Here is a 20,006-nt window from a genome sequence, read left to right on the forward strand (position 1 = left end):
CCAGATTGTCGCGTACCGCGAAATCCCTGTGCCGCTGTTTTGTGCGCTGTTCCGACCAGATAGGCAGATTTTCGATCAAAACTGCGATGCAGTACGCAAATCGAAACGGTGGAGGGAGAGAAGCAAGATGTGCGCCAGAAAATTAGCCGGCTAAGAAATATCGTTCAGAGGGCGTGCTGGCTGCGGGGCCATAACCTGACCCCGCAGCAGGGACGAAAAGGGTTAGCGCGGCTGGCCACCCCAGGACAGCAGGCTGTCGATCATTTGTTTCAGCAGGCGTTGCAGGGAAGCGGCGCGCTGTGGGTCAAAGGCAAAGGGATACTGTTCGGACATGTAGTTCACCTGCGCCAACTCCAGTTGGATCGCGTGCTGCTGCTGGTGCGGTTGTCCATAAGCGCGAGTGATATACCCCCCCTTGAAGCGGCCGTTAAGCACGTGGGTGAATTGCTGTTGTTGTTCACAACAGGCAACCAGACGGTCGCTCAGCGCCGGGGCGCAACTTTCGCCGCCGTTGGTACCCAGATTGAGATCTGGCAGTTTACCGTCGAATAAACGCGGGATCACCGAGGCGATAGAATGCGCATCAAACAGCAGCGCGTAGCCGTGTTTAGCCTTTAACCGCGCCAGTTCGTCTTGCAACTGCTGGTGATACGGCTGCCAGATCTGCTGCAGATAGCCGGCCCGTTCCTGGTCAGAAGGTGCCTTGCCCGGCTGAAAACTCGGACGGCCGTCAAACAGCACGTCAGGGTACAGGCCGGTGGTGGCGGTGGTATACAGCGGTTTATCGTCCGCCGGGCGGTTCAGGTCAATGACAAAGCGCGAGTAATTGCCGACCAGCACGCTGGCACCCATCGCACGGGCAAAATCATATAACTGAGGGATATGCCAGTCAGTGTCGGGCAGCGGCCGTGCATCCTCGGTTAAACCGGCCTCAACCGCCGGAGTGAGCCGGGTCCCGGCGTGGGGAATGCTGATCAGCAGCGGCAGGCTGCCAGCATGGAAATCAAAAGGATCGCGAATGGTCATTGACGTATTTCTCCTCGGAAAATCACCGTGCAGGGCAGTTGTCCACCCAACCAATAAGCCAGTTCAGCCGGTCGCGACAGCGGCCAGTGTATAAAGTCGGCCACCTTGCCGGTTTCCAGCGTGCCGTGGCTCGCCTGCAGGCCCAGCGCTTTCGCCGCGTGGGTCGTTACGCCTGCCAGAGCTTCTTCCGGTGTCAGACGGAACAGCGTACAGGCCATGTTGATCATCAGGCGCAGCGACAGTGCCGGAGAGGTGCCAGGGTTGGCGTCGCTGGCAATCGCCATCGCCACGTTGTGTTTACGGAATAAATCAACCGGTGGGCATTGGGTTTCGCGCAGCAGGTAGTAAGCGCCCGGCAACAGCACCGCAACGGTACCGGCGTCGCCCATCGCCCGGGCATCCTGTTCGGTGGCATATTCAAGATGATCGGCGGAAAGCGCATGGTGCTGCGCCGCCAATTCGCTGCCACCCAGCGCGGAAAGCTGTTCGGCGTGCAGTTTCACCGGCAGTCCGGCGGCTTCTGCGGCGGCAAACACCCGTGCCACCTGGGCCGGTGAGAACGCCAGATGTTCACAGAAGGCGTCAACCGCGTCAGCCAGCCCGGCGGCGGCGGCCTGAGGAATAATGGTATTGCACACCAAATCGATATAGTCGTCGGCCCTGTTGGCATATTCCGGCGGCAGTGCGTGCGCCGCCAGGCAGGTGGTTTTCACCTCTACCGGCAGCAGTTCGCCCAGTCGACGCGCCACGCGCAGCATTTTCAGTTCGCTTTCCGGCGTCAGTCCATAACCGGATTTGATCTCCACGCAGGTCACGCCTTCTGCCAGCAGAGGGCGCAGTCGGAACAGAGCCTGTTCCAGTAACCGTTCTTCGTCGGCATCGCGGGTGGCCTTGACCGTGGAAATGATGCCGCCGCCCTGAGCGGCGATCTCGGCATAGCTCACGCCGTTCAGGCGCTGTTCGAACTCTGCGCTGCGGTTGCCGCCGAACACCAGGTGGGTGTGGCAATCGATAAAGCCTGGCGTGATTATGCCGCCGTCGAATTTTACCCTTTCATCTGCGGTCAGCGTCGCCGGCAGCGCGTCATATTCGCCTAGCCAGACAATTTTGCCGTCACGCGTGGCGATCGCGCCGTTGCTGAGGGTGTGATACTTGCCGTCGCGCATGGTGACGATATCGGCCCCGTACCACAGGCTGTCGCAGTGAATCTCAGAAGTCATGGCTTTTCTCCGCCGGAGCCTTGGCTCCCACATGGTTGTATATACAATTAAAAACAACCTAGCGCATTCATTGAGTTGTCACAAGAGGCGGGATAAAAATTTGTTATCGGGATGTGATCGTTGTGGAAGGACGGGTGCCAAAGCAGCACCCGCCGGGGTCAGACTTCGCTGGTGAAACGGCCAAACAGTTGATAGCGGCTGCCGGGGTACAGCAGGCGCGCCGAGGTCACGACGGTTTTGCCGGACCAGGTGCGGCGATGGATCAGCAGGCCGGGTTCGTGGTCCTCCAGTTGCAGCAGTTCGCGCTCCTGATGGGTTGGTACCACGGCTTCCACGATGTGCTCGCCTGCGGTCAACGGGGCGGCCTGCGTCAGGTAGATATAAGGCGTGACGCGATCGAAATCCTGCAGCATGTAGTCGGGGGCGATCAGAGGATTGACGCAGCGGTCTTCCACCTGCACCGGCAGGTCGTTTTCATAATGCACGATTTGCGAATAGAACAGCTGCTGGCCGGGTTGAATGCCTAGTGCCAGCGCTTCTTCTTCACTGGCCGGACGGGCCTTTAGCTGCAGGATCTTGCTGCTGTGGCGGTGGCCACGGGCGGCGATTTCGTCGGCGATGTTATGCACTTCCAGCAGGGCGGTGTGCGCTTTGGCTTCGGCGACAAAGGTCCCCACGCCCTGCATGCGGATCAGGAAACCTTCGGTGGTCAGTTCGCGCAGCGCACGGTTGATGGTCATGCGACTGACGCCAAGCTCGGCCACCAGTTCACTTTCCGAGGGGACGCGTTGGTGCGGTAACCAGTGGCCGGCACGGATTTGGTTTACGATCGCCTGCTTGACCCGTTGATAGATCGGGGCGGGGGTATCGCTCATGGCAGCAGCCAGTTGCAGCACGGTCTGTTGATCAACCAAGACGTTAACCTCGTCAAATAAAAAAATAATAACACCAGTTTACTGTTGGTGTCGGCGTATGTATATGTATATACAACTAAGGGCCGGTTCGCCACAGCAATGCGATGGGCCAGTGCATTTTTCGGATGCGCGATTATCGCGCGTTATTAGTCTTTACACTAACAGTGGAATTCTGCCATGCCTGCTTATTTTGCCTCACGCGCTCTGCTTCCTGAAGGCTGGGCGCATAACGTTCGGTTGGACGTTAATGCGCAAGGCCACCTGACCCAGGTGACTGCCGATGCCGATCCTGAGGGCTGTACCCGACTGCACGGCGACGTAGTGCCGGGTATGCCGAACCTTCATTCTCACGCCTTTCAGCGTGCGATGGCCGGGTTGGCGGAGGTGGCGGGCAATCCGCAGGACAGTTTCTGGACCTGGCGCGATCTGATGTATCGCCTGGTACAGCGGTTGACGCCGGAGCAGGTTGAGGTCATTGCTCGCCAACTGTATATCGAAATGCTGAAAGGCGGATACACCCAGGTGGCAGAGTTCCACTATCTGCATCATGGTGCCGACGGCAATCCTTATGCCGATCGTGGCGAAATGACCGGTCGGCTCAGCCAGGCGGCGGCGCAGGCGGGGATCGGTATGACGCTGTTGCCGGTGCTGTACAGCTACGCCGGGTTCGGCGGCCAGCCCGCCCAGCCGGGGCAAAGACGTTTTATTCAGGATGCGGACGGCTATCTGGAACAGCAGCAGGTGATCGCACGGCAGTTGGTTGATCAGCCCCTGCAGAACCAGGGCTTGTGTTTCCACTCGCTGCGTGCGGTGGAACTGGGCCAGATGCAGCAGATCCTGGCGGCATCCGATCAAACGCTGCCGGTGCATATCCATATCGCCGAGCAGCAAAAAGAAGTTAATGACTGCCTGGCCTGGAGCGGTCGTCGTCCGGTGGCCTGGTTGTATGAGCACCTGCCGGTGGATAGCCGCTGGTGTCTGGTGCACGCTACCCACCTTGATCGCGACGAGCTCGAGCAGTTGGCGCGCAGCAAGGCGGTGGCGGGCCTGTGCCTGACCACCGAAGCCAATCTGGGCGACGGTATTTTCCCCGGTGACGCTTATCTGCAACATCAGGGCCGTTGGGGCATTGGTTCCGACAGCCATGTATCGCTCAACGTGGTAGAGGAGCTGCGCTGGTTCGAATACGGCCAGCGCCTGCGTGACCAGCGGCGCAACCGCCTGACCACGCCGGAGCAGCCTGCGGTGGCTGACGTGCTTTATCAGCAGGCCCTGCAGGGTGGGGCACAGGCCTGTGGCGCGCCGATCGGTCGTTTGCTAAGCGGCTACCGTGCCGACTGGCTGGTACTGGACGGTGACGATCCTTACCTGGCCGCCGCACCGGATGCCTCCATTCTGAATCGCTGGTTGTTTGCCGGAGGTAAAGAACAAATTCGCGACGTCTTTGTCGGCGGTCGTCAGGTGATCGACCAGGGGCGTCACGCGTTACAGCAACAGAGCAGCACGGAGTTCTTGCAGGTGCTGAAAACCTTCCAGCAGGAGGCATGATGAGCCTGACGCGTTTTGATTTTGCTGCACTGCCGGTCACGCCGTGGCGCAATGGCGGCGGGGAAACCCGCGAGATTGCCTGTTGGCCGCCGGGGGCTCAGGACTTTGACTGGCGCGCCAGTATCGCCACCATCGCGCAGGACGGCCCGTTTTCGGCGTTCAACGGCATAGATCGCTCTATCACGCTGCTGGAAGGTGACGGTGTTCACCTGTTCAGCGAAGGGCAGATTGATCATCACCTGTCACAGGTCGGCGAGCCGTTCTCTTTCTCTGGCGATGTGGCACTGCAGGCGACCTTGCTGGGGGGCAGCAGTCAGGATTTCAATATCATGACCCGGCGTGGGCGCTGGGCTGCCAGGGTGCAACGCGTAACAGCGGCGACCAGGTTACCGGCGCAACATGCGGGCGTGTTGTACGTGTTGCAGGGCAATTGGGTGCTGGGTGACGGTGTCACTTTGGCAGTGCGTGAAGGAGGCTGGTGGGCGGCAGGTGAGCACTCCGGTTCACTGACGCCGCTGGTGGAGGATAGCGTTATTCTGTGGGCCGACATCACACCCGGCTAAAGTGGGCTAGAGTCCGGCGCTAAGTTGTGGGATCATCTGGTTTTCTATCCGACACAGAGAAGGGCGCATGGCCTCGCTGAAAGACGTTGCCAAACTTGCCGGGGTATCGTTAATGACGGTATCCCGCGCCATCAACGAGCCCGATAAGCTGCGGTCGGACACCTACCAACGCGTTAAGCTGGCAATTGACCAACTCGATTACGTGCCCGATCTCGCGGCGCGGCGTATTCGCGGTGACAGCAGCCGGGTGCAAACCCTCGGCGTGCTGGCGCTGGATACCGCGACCACCCCTTTCTCGGTTGACATGATCCTGTCGATTGAAAAAACCGCGCGTGAACACGGCTGGAACAGTTTTGTCGTCAACCTGTTCGCCGATGACAGCGCGGAGCACACCATCGATTTGCTGCTGGCGCATCGGCCGGACGGGGTGATCTTCACCACCATGGGGCTGCGCCAGGTGAGTCTGCCTGCCAAATTGCTGGATAAAAAACTGGTGCTGGCCAATTGCGTCTGCCCGGAACATGCGGTTGCCAGCTACATCCCCGATGATGAGCAGGGGCAGTACGATGCCATGCGTACACTGATCGTCAAAGGGTATCGTGCGCCGCTGTGCATTCACCTGCCGGAAAATACCCTGGCGGCCGGGTTGCGCCGTCGTGGGCTGGAGCGAGCCTGGCGTGAGGCCGGTGGCGATGTTGAGCAGTTGCGGCAATATCATCTTGATCTGACCGACGGCGACGAGCACTACCGCGACAGCGTGGAACTGCTGCAACGACATTTCTCGCCGGGGCAGCGCGATTGCGATGTGGTGGTATGCGGCAACGATCGGGTGGCGTTTATGGTCTACCAGGTGCTGTTGGCACAGGGCTGGAAAATCCCCCAGCAGGTCGGGGTGCTGGGCTATGACAATATGGTCGGCATTGGTCAACTGTTCCTGCCGCCGCTGACCACGGTACAACTGCCGCACTACGAATTGGGCCGCCAGGCGGCGCTGCACCTGATTAATCAGCTGGATCACCGGGAGACGCGAAAAGTGGCTTGCCCGCTGCTGCTGCGCGAATCACTGTGACTCTGGGGAAATGGGGCGCAGCATGCGGCGCCCCTACCATTAACCGGGCGGTCAGTCCCAGATACTTTCCAGTTCCCAGCCCTGTGATGCAGCAAACTGCGCCTGTCCGCCTTCGGCAAACAGGCTAACGCCGCGCTGACCGTCGGCCGGGTAGATGCGGCTGGTCAGACAGGCCACACCCTGATTGACGAACACCTCCAGCGATGAACGATCAATAAAGACTCGCAACGACAGTTCGTCCCCCTCCGGTAGGGGAACGCTGCGACAACCGCACAGCCCTGGCTCCTCACTAAACCGCTCTAACACCAAGCGATGGGCCTGATTGTCGACGTACAGCCTTGCCGCTTTGCCGATAGTGATGCCATAGCGCTCGGCATTGCTGTTGGCCAGGTTCAGCGTCAGCGCCAATTCTTGCACTTCGCCGTCCAGAGCTTGCCGTTGGTTGCTCAATGTGACCGCGGCAAACGAATGTTGCTGACCGCGCAACGCCGTCAGCTCCCGCGCCGGGTTCATCAGTACATTGCCATCGGTTGCCAGCGTCAATTCACGCGGCAGGGTCAGTGCACCGGCCCAGCCGTGCGCTTTACTCGGCATCGGAGATTCCCACATGTCCATCCAGGCAAACAGCATGCGACGGCCATCGGCGGCGGCGAAGCTTTGCGGCGCATAGAAATCGTGCCCGCTGTCCAGCTCACAGAAGGGCTGTGTGATGCCAAAATCCTCACCCGGCTGCCAGTGGCCGAGCAAATAGCCACTCTGGAAGCGGTTGCGATTCCGGTAACCCTGGGCCGCCAGCCCCTGTGGTGAAAACAACAGAACCTGTTTTTCGCCCAGCGGGAAGAAGTCCGGGCACTCCCACATAAAGCCCTGACTCAGCGTTTGCGCTCCGCTCAGCACGCGGTCAAACTGCCAGTCGCGCAGGTCGCTAGAGCGATAAAGGCGCGCCTGTCCCAGCCCGTTCTCTTTGGCTCCGACCACCATCCACCAGCAGTCACCGGCGCGCCAGACTTTCGGATCGCGAAAGTGTTGAATGCCTTCCGGCGGCAACAGCACCGGCCCGTGTTTAACAAAATGGATCCCATCCTCGCTGGTGGCCAGGCACTGAACCTCGCGCACCTGATCGTCATCACCGGCTTTACCCAGCCAGACGTGGCCGGTATAGAGCAGCGTCAGTACGCCGTTATCATCTACTGCGCAGCCGGAGAAACAGCCGTCCTTGTCATAGTCGTCACCGGGAGCCAGAGCGATCGGCTGGTGCTGCCAGTGCGCCAGATCCCGGCTGGTGGCATGGCCCCAGTGCATCGGCCCCCAGTTCTGGTCGTAAGGGTGGTGCTGGTAGAAAGCGTGATAAACGCCGTTAATACACACCAGGCCGTTGGGATCGTTGATCCAGCCGGCGGCCGGGGCCAGATGAAAGCGCGGGTAGTAGAGATCCTGACGCTGAGCGCGCAGGGCTTCGACCGCATGATCGGCTTGAGCTAAGGCATTTTTCATTGGGTTGGCTCACTTGATTTTAACGTGGATTGAAATTGAGGCGCGCTGGCGACGGTCTCGCCGCGCAGCAGGAAGCAGGAAATCAGCGTGGTTCCAGCCACCGCGCAACCCATCAGCAAATAGGTGTCGGCAAAGCCGATGCGGTCGTAACCATAACCGGCCAGCGGTGCCAGAAAACCGGCGACGATTTGGCTGATAAACTGGAAGCCCACCAGGTACAGCGTGGAGGACAGGCGGCTGTCGAAACGGGTGGTGATGTACTTGAACATCGCCACCAGCAGGATTGGCAATTCTACGGCGTGCAGCAGTTTCATGGCGGAAATCATCAGGGCGCCGCTGGCAAAGCCGGAACCGACCATGCGCAGCGCCATCACGCTGCTGGCCAGCAACAGGCTTTGCTTTATGCCAATGCGGTTAACCAGCAGCGGGGCCAGGAACATGCCACCGGCCTCCAGAAACACCTGCAGCGAATTAAGGAAACCGTACATGCGGTTGCCTTCTTCGTGGGTGGGGAACTGCGAGGCGAAATACACCGGGAACTGCTGGTCAAACACGCCGTAGATGCTGGTGCCCAGCACAAACACCACCAGCGCCCAGAACCCCGGCAGGCGCAGCAGGGCCAGTGCGTCCTGCAGCTTCAGGTTTTCCGGCTTGCCGTATTCCAGACCGGCCATGGCGTTGGGTTTCAGCTCACGCACTTGCCACAGCAACAGCAGAAACACTGCCGCCGAGGCCGAAGCGATCCAGAAGTTGATATTGGGGTCGATATTGTAGTTAAAGCCGGCAAAGAAGGTGGCGCTGGCCCAGCCCAATGACCCCCACATGCGCGCCCGGCCGAATTCGAAACCGACGATGCGGCTGACTCGTTCGGTATAGGATTCCAGCGCGCCAATACCGGCATTGAACGCCAGGCTGACAAACACGCCGCCCACCAGTGCGCCGACCACCAGGTTGCTCTGCAGCAGCGGGGCGTAGACATAGATAAAGAACGGGCCGGTGAGTAACAGCAGCACGCCGACAAACAGCAGCAGGTGCTTACGCAGCCCAAGCTTGTCCTGAATAAAACCGTACAAGGGTTGGGCGCACAACGCCATGATCGACATTGCCGCGAAGATCAGCCCGGTTTCAGTCCCTTTCAGGCCGATTTTCTGGTTCAGCCAGATTGAGATCAGTGAAAAGCTGGATGACCAGGTAAAGAAGAAGAAAAACAACAGGCCGCTGAGAAGCACATAATATTTTTTTGTTTCGCGGTTCATGTGGAATGCCCTGATGGATGAAATTGGCACTATTGTTAACGTTAACTTTAAACCAGATAAAGCCATCAAAGTAAGGTATTGCGATGTTAATCACAAAAGTTAACGTTAACATTTTGCGAGTGTGATCGAAATCACCGAAGGGGAAACAGGGCGCGCTGGGCGCCCCAAAGGGATCAAGATTCGTTAAGTGAACGCAGATGATCGTCGCGGCGCAGGGTCATCAGCGCGAACAGGCTGACCACTGAGGTGGCTACCACGTAGTAGGCCGGGATATCGAGGTTGCCGGTCTGCTTGATAAGCCCGGTGATAATTAGCCCAGCGGAGCCTGAGAACACCGCATTGGACAGCGAGTAGGCCAGCCCCAAACCGGTATAACGAACCTGGGTGGGGAACATTTCTGCCAGCATCGCCGGGCCGGGGCCGGCCAGCAAGCCGACCACCGCACCGGCAATCATCACCGCGATGCCTTTGGTCAGCAGTGAACTTTGCGGGTCCTGCAACAGGTGCAGCAGCGGGAAGGTAAACAGGATAACCGCCACCACGGCCGTCAGCATCACCGTTTTGCGTCCCAGCTTATCGCTGAGGATACCGGCGGGCAAAATGGTCAGCGCGAAGCCGATGTTGGCCAGCACCGTGGCGACCAGTGCCTGCTGGAAGGTGGCGTGCAGCGAGGTTTGCAGATAGGAGGGCATGACGACCAAAAAAGTGTAACCGGCGGCGGACCAGCCCATCATGCGGCCAATGCCCAGAGCAATGGTTTTTGCTACGCCGCTCAGTTTTACCGCTGGTGGCTGCGTCGTCGAGCTACGGGTTTGTTGCGCCTGGGTAAAGGTTGGCGTTTCTTGCAGTTTCAACCGCAGCCACAATGCCACCGCGCCCATCGGCAGTGCCAGCAGGAAGGGAATGCGCCAGCCCCAATCGTGCAGCTGTTCCGGCGTCAATAACGCGGCCAATAGCGCCACTAACCCGGCACCGGCCAGCAGCCCGAACGCGACGGTCAGCGATTGCCAGGCACCGAACAGGCCGCGCTTGCCCTTGGGCGCGAACTCGGTCATCAGCGACACTGCGCCGCCGAACTCACCGCCGGCAAACAGCCCCTGGAACATGCGCAACAGGGTCAGCAGCAGCGGGGCGGCAACGCCAATAGAGGCATAGGTGGGCATCACGCCGATCAGCGCCGTGGCTACCGTCATCAGCAGCAATACCGCAATCAGCGTCGGTCGGCGACCAATGCGATCGCCGATGCGGCCGAAAATCACCGCACCGATCGGCCGACAGAAAAAGGCCAGTGCAAAGGCGGCGTAGGTGAGGATCAGGCTGGTGATTTCGCTTTCGCCCTGCAGGCTGAAAAAGTTGGCGGCGATCACGGTGGCGAGAAAACCGTAAACGCCAAATTCATACCACTCGATAAAGTTGCCGACCGATCCGGCCAGTAATGCCTGCCGCGACTGACGTGCGTCAATCACCGTCGTTGGTGTGCTCATCCCCATTCCCCGGTATTTGAATTATTGTTACTCCGTTCTAAATTCTTATGGCAAAACAATCAATTATTTTCAGCGGGAACTGTGAGGGGGGATCACCAGGGTAAGAACGTCATTACCCTGGTGGGGTTGGAATCAGGGTTTGTCGCCCTGTAAAACCACCGGTGGCTGGGGCAGTCCGGCGTCAGCGCGCAGTTTTTGCACCTGTTCGGCGCTGACGTTGGCCGCCGCCGGGTTGCCAAACTGTTTGCTGACGTAATTACTCAACTGGGCAATCTGCGAGTCGCTGAGTTCGCTGGCGAACGACGGCATCAGGATCTCCCCTTGCTGCATGTTGCGGTGTACGCCGCCCAGGATCACCGAAACCAGGTTATTCCCTGCGGCCGCGCCGGTGCTGCCATGATTAAACAACGATGGATAGGCGTGGAACCCTTTCCCGATGCCGCCGCCATCCGCACCATGGCAGGCAGCGCAGTTGCCGTTAAACAGCGCGGCACCGTCCTGTGGGTTGTTATTGCGACCGCGTCGGTCGAGATAATCCTGTGACGCCGTGCCCCAGCTATCACGCGGCTTGCTTTGTTGCGCATCGGCAATGGCCGGTACGCTGCGCAGATAAACCGCCATCGCCTGCAGATCCGTCTCCGGCAAGTACTGCAAACTGTGTTCGACCGCCTCGGTCATTGGGCCGGACGCCGACGCACGGCCCGGTGCATAGCCGGTTTTCAGGTAGCTGACCAGATCCTGCTGCGACCAGCTGCCGATACCGGCGTTTTTGTCCGGGGTGATGTTATAGGCGGTCCAGGCTCCGAGATCGCCACCGGCGAAGGCTTTGTCGCTGTCCATGCCCATGGTGAGGTTCCGTGGGGTATGGCAGGTGCCGCAGTGGGCCAGGGCTTCGACCAGATAACGGCCCTGATTCCACTGGGCGCTCTGTGCCGGATCGGGTTTTAACTCACCCTGGTCGAAGTTGAACCATTTCCAGAAACGCATTCCCCAGCGCTGGTTGAACGGGAAGGAGAGATCGGTTTTCGGCGTGGCCTGTTTTACCGCTGGCAGTGACAGTAGATAAGCCTTGATCGCCAGCACGTCGTCGCGGGTCATTTTGGTGAAGGCATCGTAAGGCATTGCCGGGTATAGCTGGCCGCCGTCTTTGCCGATGCCGTCACGCACCGCCGCGACGAATTCATCGTCACTCCAGTTGCCGATGCCAAACTGTTTATCGGCGGAAATATTGGTGCCATAAATCACGCCGAACGGGGTATTCACCGGATAGCCACCGCCAAACGCCGGTCCGCCTGGCGCGGTATGGCAGGCGGTACAGTCGGCGGCGCGCGCCAGATATTCGCCGCGCTTGATCAGGTCAGCACCATTGGATTGTGCCCACAGATTGCCGCTGACCAGCAGCGGCAGCAGGGCCGTTAAGATTTTGTTCACGCCATGCCTCCTTTCAGGCTGTCCAACACCCGATCGGCCATATGCAGCGCCAGCGCGACGCCGGTCAGGGTGGAGTTAACGGTTGAGGCCGACGGCATCACGCCGGTACCGGCGATAAACAAATTAGGGTGATCGTGGCTGCGGCAGTCGCCGTCGACTACCGAGTCGCTGCCGTCACTGCCCATGATCATGGTGCCGGTAATATGTTGGTTGTTGTCATACAGGCCACGTTTGCTGTAAATCGCCTCGCTGCCGCCCATCTGCTTGACGATCCGCTGAAAGTCGAGCATCGACTGGTCGTAGCCGCGGTGAACATACTCCGGGAATTTGTAGTACACCTCCAGTTTGGGAATGCCCCAGGCGTCCTTCTCGGTTTGACTCAGCTGGACGCGGTTTTCCGGTTCCGGCAGCATTTCCAGCAGGCATTTCAGCTGCACGTAGCGTTCGGACTGGAATGCCAGTTTGTCGTTCAGCGCTTTGCCGTAGTAACCCTGGCGGATCAGCCTCTCGGTGAGGTAACGCACCGGCGAGGTATTGGACACGTCAACGCGCAGCGCTGAACGTTCGGCCCGGAAGGCGCCGTCGCGCAGGTTGTTGATGCTGCCGGGACGCATCGGGCCGCGGCCGAACCAGACCGGCTCGTCGGCGTAGAATTCCACCGAGCTACCGGGGTGATCCATCAGGTTGCGGCCCACCATACCGGAGCCGTTGGCGATGCCGTTCGGGTAGCGTTCACTGGTGGAAATCAGCAGAATTTTTGGGCTTTCGATACCGTTGGCGGTGAGCACGAAGCGTTTGCCGGTGACGCGATGGCTGACCTTGTTGCGGTCGAGATAATGCACCGCCACGATCTGTCCCTGGTCATTGGCCTCGATGCGGTGCACGACCGCATTGGCGATAATACGCGCCCCGGCCGCCAGGGCTTTATTCGCCGAAATGCCGCCGTGATACTGCGCGTCGATCGGGCAGACCGGCATGCAGTTGTTATTGCCGCAACAGGCCGGGCGGCCGTCATAGGGCACGCTGTTACGCGCCTGCGGGCCGATACCTACCTCGTAACCCAACCCGGCGATGCGTTGCTTAAGGCGTTCAAAACCGTAAGGCAGAGGGATGCCGGGCAGCGGGTAGGGGCGGGAGCGCGGCGAGTCCAGTTCGCTGTCGCCGGACACCCCCATCTGGTACTCCGCCTCGCAATAATAAGGCTCCAACTGTTCATAACCGATTGGCCAGTCGCGGCCGACGCCGTACAGGGTTTTCATCCGCATGTCGTTTGGCAGCAGGCGAAAAGCCTGCCCGGCCCAGTGCCAGGTGGTGCCGCCGACGCCGCGCAGATATTGGGCGCGGTACGGATCCGGGCCTTTCTGGATCAGATAGTTGTTGTCCGTCGGAATAAATTTCGGCTGCGGTGCCCAGGGTTCGGGCGGGAAGGGTTCGGTGAAATCGCCTTTGAACGGCGAGTTGCGAAACAACTCGACCGCCTTATCGCGTTTGATTTCCGGGCCGGACTCCAGCATCAGCACCGAAGCGCCGGCCTGCACCATTTTCAATGCCGCCAACGAACCGGCGATACCGGCGCCAATTACCACAACATCGGCATTTAATGAATCAGACATGCGCCGTCTCCTTACGTGGGGGATGAGTCCAGAAATTGGGTTCGCCGGGGCAATAACTCGGCGGCAGCAACGCGGCGCGCACCCGTTGGTAGCTGACGATATTTTCAAAGGCGATACAGATTGGCCTGGCAGGATCACCGATCACGCCGAGATACCAGCCGCTGATGAGTGACTGGTACAGCGCAGCGAGGGGTTCAGGTTGGCGTTGGATCAGCGTATGAAAGTCTTCGCCGGCCAGATCGGCATGCTGCGCCATCAAAGTAGCCAGCGTGTCAACCTGCTGCTCAAGCTGTGGGAACAGGGGCTGCAACGCGACATAAAGGCGCAGCGCCAGGTGCGGATCCGGTAGTGGAATGTCGGTCAGCAGGCGCGAAATAGCCAGAAAGTTGTCCGGCATAGTGCCAGGTTGCGACTGAGCAAATGCGGCGCGGCCCAGCAGGTTTTGACCGACAACGCCAACCGCCCACAGACTCGCCGAAGCCAGCACCAGCCGGCGGCGTGAAATTGAAATCATGATGAGTTCCTCGAACGGGAAGGTCAGGCCGCGGTTATTTCAACGCGCCGGCGGCGGTTTGCGATGCCTGGTTGTCGATTTCCTGTTTTGGCGTGCTGACACCGACAGCACCAACCACTTCGCCGTTCAGCGTCAGTGGATAACCGCCGCCCAGTGCCACCACGTGCGGAATGCTCAGTACGGTGATTTCACCGTTTTGCAGGCGCTGCATAAATTTCAACGTGGGTGCACGATACAGCGCGGAGGCCCGCGCTTTACCGATGGAGGCATCGACGCAACCCAACGGGGAACCGTCGAAACGCTGGAAGGCCAGCAACGTGCCACTGCTGTCGACCACTGCCACGCAGCCGAAGCTGTTTTGCGTTTTCAGCGTTGAATGCACGCTGGCGATCACCTGATTTGCCTGGGCGTTATTGAGTTGCGGAGCTTGGGCTGCCGTGGCGGTGTTGGCTAATGCCAGTAAGGCCAGGGCGCAGAGGGGGGCAGAGAGACGTTTCATCACAGTGTTTTCCAGTGCAAAGGGGGCGGCGTAGCCCGCGAAGAGATATATGGTTAGCTTGCTATGAATCATTTGGTACAAAATACGCCGTTATCAGGTTGTTAACAATGTTCGGCGTGTGAAATATTTTGGTTTTTTTGATGTTAATCACCGGCCGGATAAATTTTGCTCAATGCGGTTTGCCAAACGAAAGGCGTCAGTTCCGAATAGGCCAGCCTTTGGGCGCTCATGGCGTCAACCAGCCCCTGCTGGCTGGCGACGGTCGCCAGGCTTTGGTGTGGCTCAATGCCAACGTCTCGCAGCGTTTGCACTACTTCACGCATCTCCTCGGCCCGGCGTTTGCCGTGCTCCGCGATCCGGCTGATCAGGTAGTGGGGCAACTGCTGGTCCCAACCCAGTGACGGGAAGCTGGCGTGCAGGGAATCCAGTACCGGCTGTTCGACACCGTAACGCTGGGCGGCGAGCAGGCACTCGGCGGTCAGGGCTTCCAGCCCCTTAATCATCACGCTGCGGCACATTTTGATGGCCGAGGCCTCCCCGATGTGAGGGCTGTAGACCTGGCTGTTGAAACCCAGGGCATTGAGCTGCGCTGCGATCGTCACCGCACCCTCACCGCCCAGCAGCAGTGGGGTTTTCAAGCGCTTGGGCGGCACCGGCGCCATCACCGCCACTTCCACGTAGACCGCGCCGCTGGCGCTGATTGCCTCGGCGGCGGCGCGCTTGGTATTGGGGGCCGCAGAGTTGAGATCGAGAAAGGTTTGGCCCGGACGCAGCAACGGTGCGCACTGTTGTGCAACCGCCAGCGTATTGGCGGCGGTGACGGCGGAAAACACCAGCGTTGCGCCTTCCAGCGCCTGCACCAGCGTTGAGGCGAAGTGGGCGCCACAGGCGGCCGCTTTCTGCGCCATGGCCAGCGAAGCCTGTGGGTCAAAGGCACAGACGGCAATGTTTTGCGCACGTAGCTCCTGCGCCAGAATGCCGCCGACTTCGCCAAAGCCGATTAACGCTACCGAGGGGAGAGCTAAGCTCATGGTATCTCCTTGATTAGTGGGCCCATACTGCGCCGGGAATACAGACTTCACCGCTAAAAATCAGCCGGGCACTGCGCAGTAAACCGGCACCGAGTAGCGAGGCTGCGCCGCCGTGGGTTGGATCGCGCTGCAACAACACGCCGAACTCGCCGCTGGGGTGTTCAACGCTCAGACGCAGTTCCGCGCCGTCGCCGACCTGGGCCAGCCCCTGGGTGACGCTGCCGGGGATCAGGCAGGCGGTGGCGACGCTGACCGCGCCCAGTACGCCGATCGAGGCATGGCAGCGGTGCGGAATGAAGGTACGGCTGCTGAGGGTGCCACCGTGACGCGCTTCGGCAATCAGGGTCATTTTGGGCACGCTACGTTGGCTGACGTCACCGAGGTTCATTTTTGGCCCGGCCTGCAGGCGGATGCTCTCCAGGCGGGCTTTCAGTTCTTGATCGGCATCCAGTTGTTCGCGGGTTTCATAGCCACTGCGGTCGACCTCCGCCGCACGCAGCAACACCACCGGCATACCGTTGTCGATACAGGTCACCGCCACGCCGTCAAAACTGTCCTGCGGATTGCCTGTCGGCAGCAGCGAGCCGCAGCTGGAACCGGCAATATCGCTGAAGGTCAGTACGATTTCCGCTGCGCGGCCAGGTACGCCATCAATGGCCAGGTCCCCGTCGTATTGCACTTCTCCATTGGGGGTGGCGATGCGCGCCAGAGCAATCTGGCCGGTGTTCTGCATAAAGATCCGGACTTCGGTCGAGACTGGGCCGGGCTTAACCAACCCGCGCTCAATGGCGAACGGAGCCACCGCCGCCAGGATATTGCCGCAGTTCTGGCCGTAGTCCACCTGCGGTTGGTCAACGCTGACCTGGGCGAACAGGTAGTCGACATCGGCGTCGTCACGCGGTGAACGGCTGACGATTGCCACCTTGCTGGTCAGCGGATCGGCGCCGCCGAGGCCGTCAATCTGCCGCAGGTCGGGGGAACCCATTACTGCCAGCAGCACCCGATCGCGTTGGTTCGGGTCGGCGGGTAAATCCCCGGCGAGAAAGAAGGCCCCTTTGGAGGTGCCGCCGCGCATCAGTAAACAGGGGATCCGGCGTTGGCGCATGTTAATCCTCCAGCAGATCCAGTGAGTCGTAATATTTCAGGCCTTTTTCCGCCAGCCGTGGGCGCATCTGGTAGATATCCAGCCCCAGTTCGCCGTTGGCCATACGCAGACGCTTGCTCTCTTCCAGCTCGGCACGCTGACGGCTGGCCGCCAGCACCTGTTCTGCCTCGGTTTGTCGCACCACCACCACGCCGTCGTCATCGGCGATCATCGCGTCGCCGGGGTAAATCAGTTGCCCGGCGCAGACCAGCGGTACGTTGACTGAACCGAGCGTCTCTTTCACCGTGCCCTGGGCATACACCGCCCGTGACCAGACCGGAAAGCCCATTTCCCGCAGGGTGCGAGTATCACGCACGCCGAGGTCGGCGATCAGACCGCGCACGCCGCGTGCTTTCAGTGAGGTGGCCAGCAAATCGCCGAAGTAGCCGTCGCTGCAGGGGGAAGTGGGGGCGACCACCAAAATGTCGCCGGGCCGACACTGCTCAACCGCCACGTGAAACATCCAGTTATCACCGGGGGCGACCAACACCGTCACTGCGCTGCCGGCAATGCCGTGGTCCTGCTGGATCGGGCGGATTGCCGGGTCCAGCAGGCCTTTGCGGCCTTGCGCTTCATGCACCGTGGCTACACCAAATTCGGCCAGGGCATCCAGAGTGTTGGCGTTTGCCCGTGGGATATTGCGGATCACCACGCCTTTTTTACCGATCAGGCTCATGCCAGTTCTCCCGTCACTCGCGGGAAGATGCTTTGGTAGCCTTCGCCGTAAACGATGTTTTTGCTACTGGTGATGCCGACGTTGCGTTTGGCCTGCACGCCGCGCTGCTGGGCGACGCGGGTGTAGTATTCCCACAGGTGTTCCTGACCGGCCATACACTGGATCGCCTGGTATTTTTTGTCCCATACTTCGGTGATATCCAGCAGCACGTCCGGCTTCCATTCGCACTGTTCCGGCTGATGCGGTTCGAACAGGTACACCGGCGGCGCACCGACGATGGTTTCACCTGGGCGATAGCCTTCTGCCTGGGCGATAATGCGGGCCTCCTGAGTCAGGTGGCTGGCCAGCGGGTGATCGTAGTTGTACGGATCTTTTTGCGAATGGGTCAGCACAAAGTGCGGCTGTACTTTTCGGAATACGTCGGCCAGGCGGAACAGCGCCTCTTTATCGGCCCGTAGCGGATAGTCACCCATATCAAAGAATTCGATGCTGGCGCCCAGGATCTCGGCGGCGGCGTGGGCCTCCTCGCGCCGGGAGGCTTTCACTTTGTCCTCGGTCATCTGGCCTTTACGCCACAGCTTGGCGGATTCTCCCCGCTCGCCAAACGACAGGCAAACCACGTGGACCTGATAGCCGAGCTGGGTATGCAGGGCGATCGCGCCGCCGGCACGCCAGACAAAATCGGCGGAATGGGCGCTGACTACCAGGGCGGTTTTGTTTGAGGCTGTATTCGTCATCATCGGATTCCTTGGGTCGGTGTAATGACTTCATGCTGTCAGCTCAGGCGGGTGACGGATAATTCATTTGATTGCAGCAGGTATGCGTTTTATTTATATTGCCAGCCACGGGAAAAGGAGATGACGCGATGGACTATGATGAGAATATGCTGACAAACCTGATGCAAATCAGGGCATTCAGTCAGGTAGTGACCCAGGGTAGCGTCTCACGCGCAGCCGATGAGCTATTCCGAACCCAGTCAGCAGTCACCCGCTCAATCCGCGATTTGGAGCAGCAGCTGGCGGCACCCTTGTTTGAACGCCATGCTAGCGGCATGCTGCTGACCGACTTTGGCAAATGCGTGCTGCCGCGCGCCCGGCGGGCGATTGATGAATTGCACCAGATACCGGCGCTGCTAAAGCGCTTACAGGGCAAGGGGGGGCAGACGCGCGGCGATCCCGAACCCTTGTACCTGTTCAATGTGCGACGACTGCAGATTTTCGTCTGCCTGTGTGAAACCCGGCATATGCAAACCGTCGCCACGCTGCTCGGACTAAGCCAGCCGGCGATCAGTGCCGCGCTCAAGGTGCTGGAAAACGGTGCCGGGGTGCCGTTGCTGGAGCGCACCCCACAGGGGATGGTACCGTCGCTGGCTGGCCGTGAAATCGAGGCTAACGTTCGCCGTGCGCTGAATGAACTGCAACATATTCCCGCGGATATCGCTGCTCGCCGCGGGGTGCTGGAGGGGCGTGTGCGGGTGGGGGCATTACCGTTGGGACGTACCCGGCTGTTGCCGCAGGCCATCATCCAACTGACCTCCCGCTATCCGGGCGTCAGCGTGGTGACCAACGAAAGCGCCTTTGTCGCCCTGGCCACCGAGCTGCGTTCCGGGGATATCGATTTTATTTTTGGTGCTCTGCGCGCCAGCGATTATGCCGCCGATGTGTACAGTGAAACGCTGTTTACCGAGGATATGGTGCTGCTGGCGCGCCGCGATCACCCACTGGCGACACCAGGCTTAAGGCCTGAACAGCTGAGAGCGGCGCGCTGGGTCTTACCACGCTCCGCCACGCCGGCGCGGCGCTTGCTGGACGATTGCTTCCTGGCGATGAATATTCCGGTACCTAATCCGGTGGTGGAAACCGGCGATTTGGCATTGGTGAGGGGTTTGCTGCTGAATTCAGACATGCTGGCGGCGGTGTCAGCCCACCAGTTGGAATATGAGCTGGCCTCCGGTGAACTGGTTCAGTTACCGATAGCGCTGCCCAATACCGGACGCGCCATTGGTCTGAGTTGCCGCACCGGCAGCCTGCACTCCCCGGCGGCGCAGGCGCTGATCGCCTGCCTGCGGGAAGTCTGTGCGGTTAACCTGTAGCGATTATAACCGTGCCGCCTGCATCAGCGCGTAACGGTATCCCTGAATGCCAAAGCCGCAAATCACGCCGTTGGCCACGTCGGACAGATAAGAGTGATGGCGAAACGGTTCGCGCTTGTGCACGTTGGTGATATGCACCTCGAACAGTGGCAAGTCTACCGCCGTGACGGCGTCACGTATTGCCACCGAGGTGTGCGTCCAGGCTGCCGGATTGATCACCAGCGCATGGGCCTTGCCGCGCGTTTGCTGGATCCAGTCAATCATTTCACCTTCATGGTTGGTCTGACGAAACTCCAGCCGGCACTCCAGCTCGGCGGCGGTGCTACGACACAGTTGTTCGATGGTCGCCAGCGTATCTGTGCCGTAGGTCTCAGGCTCGCGGGTGCCTAACAGGTTCAGGTTCGGGCCATTGAGCACGTAAATGGTTTTCAT

The 20,006-nt window shown here is 60.0% G+C and carries 19 protein-coding genes; 4 read left to right on the forward strand and 15 right to left on the reverse strand.

Going from position 1 to position 20,006, the window contains the following annotated elements; all coding sequences use genetic code 11:
• Window positions 1-222: 222 nt before the first annotated feature.
• The 3 genes from hutG to hutC form a co-directional block, all read right to left on the reverse strand.
• Window positions 223-1,026, reverse strand: a complete 804-nt coding sequence (gene hutG, locus M2406_RS04545; protein ID WP_017892581.1) for an N-formylglutamate deformylase — start codon at window positions 1,024-1,026, stop codon at window positions 223-225.
• On the reverse strand, window positions 1,023-2,246 hold the full coding sequence (hutI, locus tag M2406_RS04550) for an imidazolonepropionase (protein WP_115184823.1): 1,224 nt from the start codon (window positions 2,244-2,246) through the stop codon (window positions 1,023-1,025). Before hutI ends, hutG begins: the two co-directional genes overlap by 4 nt.
• A 158-nt stretch (window positions 2,247-2,404) precedes the next feature.
• Window positions 2,405-3,160: a histidine utilization repressor gene (gene hutC, locus M2406_RS04555; RefSeq protein ID WP_012006500.1), complete on the reverse strand. Its 756-nt coding sequence runs from the start codon at window positions 3,158-3,160 to the stop codon at window positions 2,405-2,407.
• Window positions 3,161-3,337: 177 nt separating this feature from the next.
• Between hutC and M2406_RS04560 the strand changes: the two genes are divergently transcribed.
• The 3 genes from M2406_RS04560 to M2406_RS04570 all read left to right on the forward strand — a co-directional run bounded on the left by M2406_RS04560 (window position 3,338) and on the right by M2406_RS04570 (window position 6,340).
• Window positions 3,338-4,708 carry a formimidoylglutamate deiminase gene (locus tag M2406_RS04560; RefSeq protein WP_259188908.1) on the forward strand — a complete coding sequence of 457 codons (1,371 nt, stop codon included), beginning with the start codon at window positions 3,338-3,340 and terminating at the stop codon, window positions 4,706-4,708.
• Window positions 4,708-5,271 carry a HutD family protein gene (locus M2406_RS04565; protein WP_259189935.1) on the forward strand — a complete coding sequence of 188 codons (564 nt, stop codon included), beginning with the start codon at window positions 4,708-4,710 and terminating at the stop codon, window positions 5,269-5,271. The genes M2406_RS04560 and M2406_RS04565 overlap by 1 nt, the downstream gene beginning before the upstream one ends.
• 67 nt (window positions 5,272-5,338) lie before the next feature.
• On the forward strand, window positions 5,339-6,340 hold the full coding sequence (locus M2406_RS04570; RefSeq protein WP_259188909.1) for a LacI family DNA-binding transcriptional regulator: 1,002 nt from the start codon (window positions 5,339-5,341) through the stop codon (window positions 6,338-6,340).
• A 51-nt stretch (window positions 6,341-6,391) separates the two neighbouring features.
• Here the strand turns inward: M2406_RS04570 and M2406_RS04575 are convergent, their stop codons facing one another.
• From M2406_RS04575 to galB, 11 genes are all read right to left on the reverse strand, one after another.
• Window positions 6,392-7,834 (reverse strand): glycoside hydrolase family 32 protein, encoded by a 1,443-nt coding sequence (locus M2406_RS04575; RefSeq protein ID WP_259188910.1) that lies wholly within the window; start codon window positions 7,832-7,834, stop codon window positions 6,392-6,394.
• Window positions 7,831-9,090: an MFS transporter gene (locus M2406_RS04580; protein WP_012006505.1), complete on the reverse strand. Its 1,260-nt coding sequence runs from the start codon at window positions 9,088-9,090 to the stop codon at window positions 7,831-7,833. Before M2406_RS04580 ends, M2406_RS04575 begins: the two co-directional genes overlap by 4 nt.
• A gap of 173 nt (window positions 9,091-9,263) precedes the next feature.
• The gene (locus tag M2406_RS04585; protein WP_012006506.1) at window positions 9,264-10,574 is read right to left on the reverse strand and encodes an MFS transporter; all 1,311 of its coding nucleotides are present in this window, start codon (window positions 10,572-10,574) and stop codon (window positions 9,264-9,266) included.
• A 132-nt stretch (window positions 10,575-10,706) separates the two neighbouring features.
• Complete coding sequence (locus tag M2406_RS04590) at window positions 10,707-11,984, reverse strand: cytochrome c (protein ID WP_259189936.1); 1,278 nt, start codon at window positions 11,982-11,984, stop codon at window positions 10,707-10,709.
• A gap of 17 nt (window positions 11,985-12,001) precedes the next feature.
• Window positions 12,002-13,618, reverse strand: coding sequence for a GMC family oxidoreductase (locus M2406_RS04595; protein WP_259188911.1), 1,617 nt, complete (start codon window positions 13,616-13,618; stop codon window positions 12,002-12,004).
• Window positions 13,611-14,132, reverse strand: a complete 522-nt coding sequence (locus tag M2406_RS04600; protein WP_259188912.1) for a sorbitol dehydrogenase family protein — start codon at window positions 14,130-14,132, stop codon at window positions 13,611-13,613. Before M2406_RS04600 ends, M2406_RS04595 begins: the two co-directional genes overlap by 8 nt.
• A gap of 34 nt (window positions 14,133-14,166) precedes the next feature.
• Window positions 14,167-14,631 carry a heme-binding protein gene (locus tag M2406_RS04605; protein WP_259189937.1) on the reverse strand — a complete coding sequence of 155 codons (465 nt, stop codon included), beginning with the start codon at window positions 14,629-14,631 and terminating at the stop codon, window positions 14,167-14,169.
• A 143-nt stretch (window positions 14,632-14,774) separates the two neighbouring features.
• The gene (locus M2406_RS04610; RefSeq protein WP_135344381.1) at window positions 14,775-15,662 is read right to left on the reverse strand and encodes an NAD(P)-dependent oxidoreductase; all 888 of its coding nucleotides are present in this window, start codon (window positions 15,660-15,662) and stop codon (window positions 14,775-14,777) included.
• A gap of 13 nt (window positions 15,663-15,675) precedes the next feature.
• On the reverse strand, window positions 15,676-16,767 hold the full coding sequence (locus tag M2406_RS04615) for a 4-oxalomesaconate tautomerase (protein WP_259188914.1): 1,092 nt from the start codon (window positions 16,765-16,767) through the stop codon (window positions 15,676-15,678).
• A gap of 1 nt (window position 16,768) precedes the next feature.
• Window positions 16,769-17,482, reverse strand: a complete 714-nt coding sequence (locus M2406_RS04620) for a 4-carboxy-4-hydroxy-2-oxoadipate aldolase/oxaloacetate decarboxylase (protein ID WP_115184815.1) — start codon at window positions 17,480-17,482, stop codon at window positions 16,769-16,771.
• The gene (gene galB / locus M2406_RS04625; RefSeq protein WP_017892595.1) at window positions 17,479-18,219 is read right to left on the reverse strand and encodes a 4-oxalmesaconate hydratase; all 741 of its coding nucleotides are present in this window, start codon (window positions 18,217-18,219) and stop codon (window positions 17,479-17,481) included. The genes M2406_RS04620 and galB overlap by 4 nt, the downstream gene beginning before the upstream one ends.
• Before the next feature lie 128 nt (window positions 18,220-18,347).
• Between galB and M2406_RS04630 the strand changes: the two genes are divergently transcribed.
• Window positions 18,348-19,574, forward strand: a complete 1,227-nt coding sequence (locus M2406_RS04630) for a LysR family transcriptional regulator (RefSeq protein WP_259188917.1) — start codon at window positions 18,348-18,350, stop codon at window positions 19,572-19,574.
• 3 nt (window positions 19,575-19,577) lie between these two features.
• Here the strand turns inward: M2406_RS04630 and aroQ are convergent, their stop codons facing one another.
• Window positions 19,578-20,006 (reverse strand): type II 3-dehydroquinate dehydratase, encoded by a 429-nt coding sequence (aroQ, locus tag M2406_RS04635; RefSeq protein WP_112363160.1) that lies wholly within the window; start codon window positions 20,004-20,006, stop codon window positions 19,578-19,580.

The sequence above is a fragment of the Serratia sp. BIGb0163 genome, assembly GCF_024809935.1.
GTDB classification, from domain to species: domain Bacteria; phylum Pseudomonadota; class Gammaproteobacteria; order Enterobacterales; family Enterobacteriaceae; genus Serratia; species Serratia quinivorans.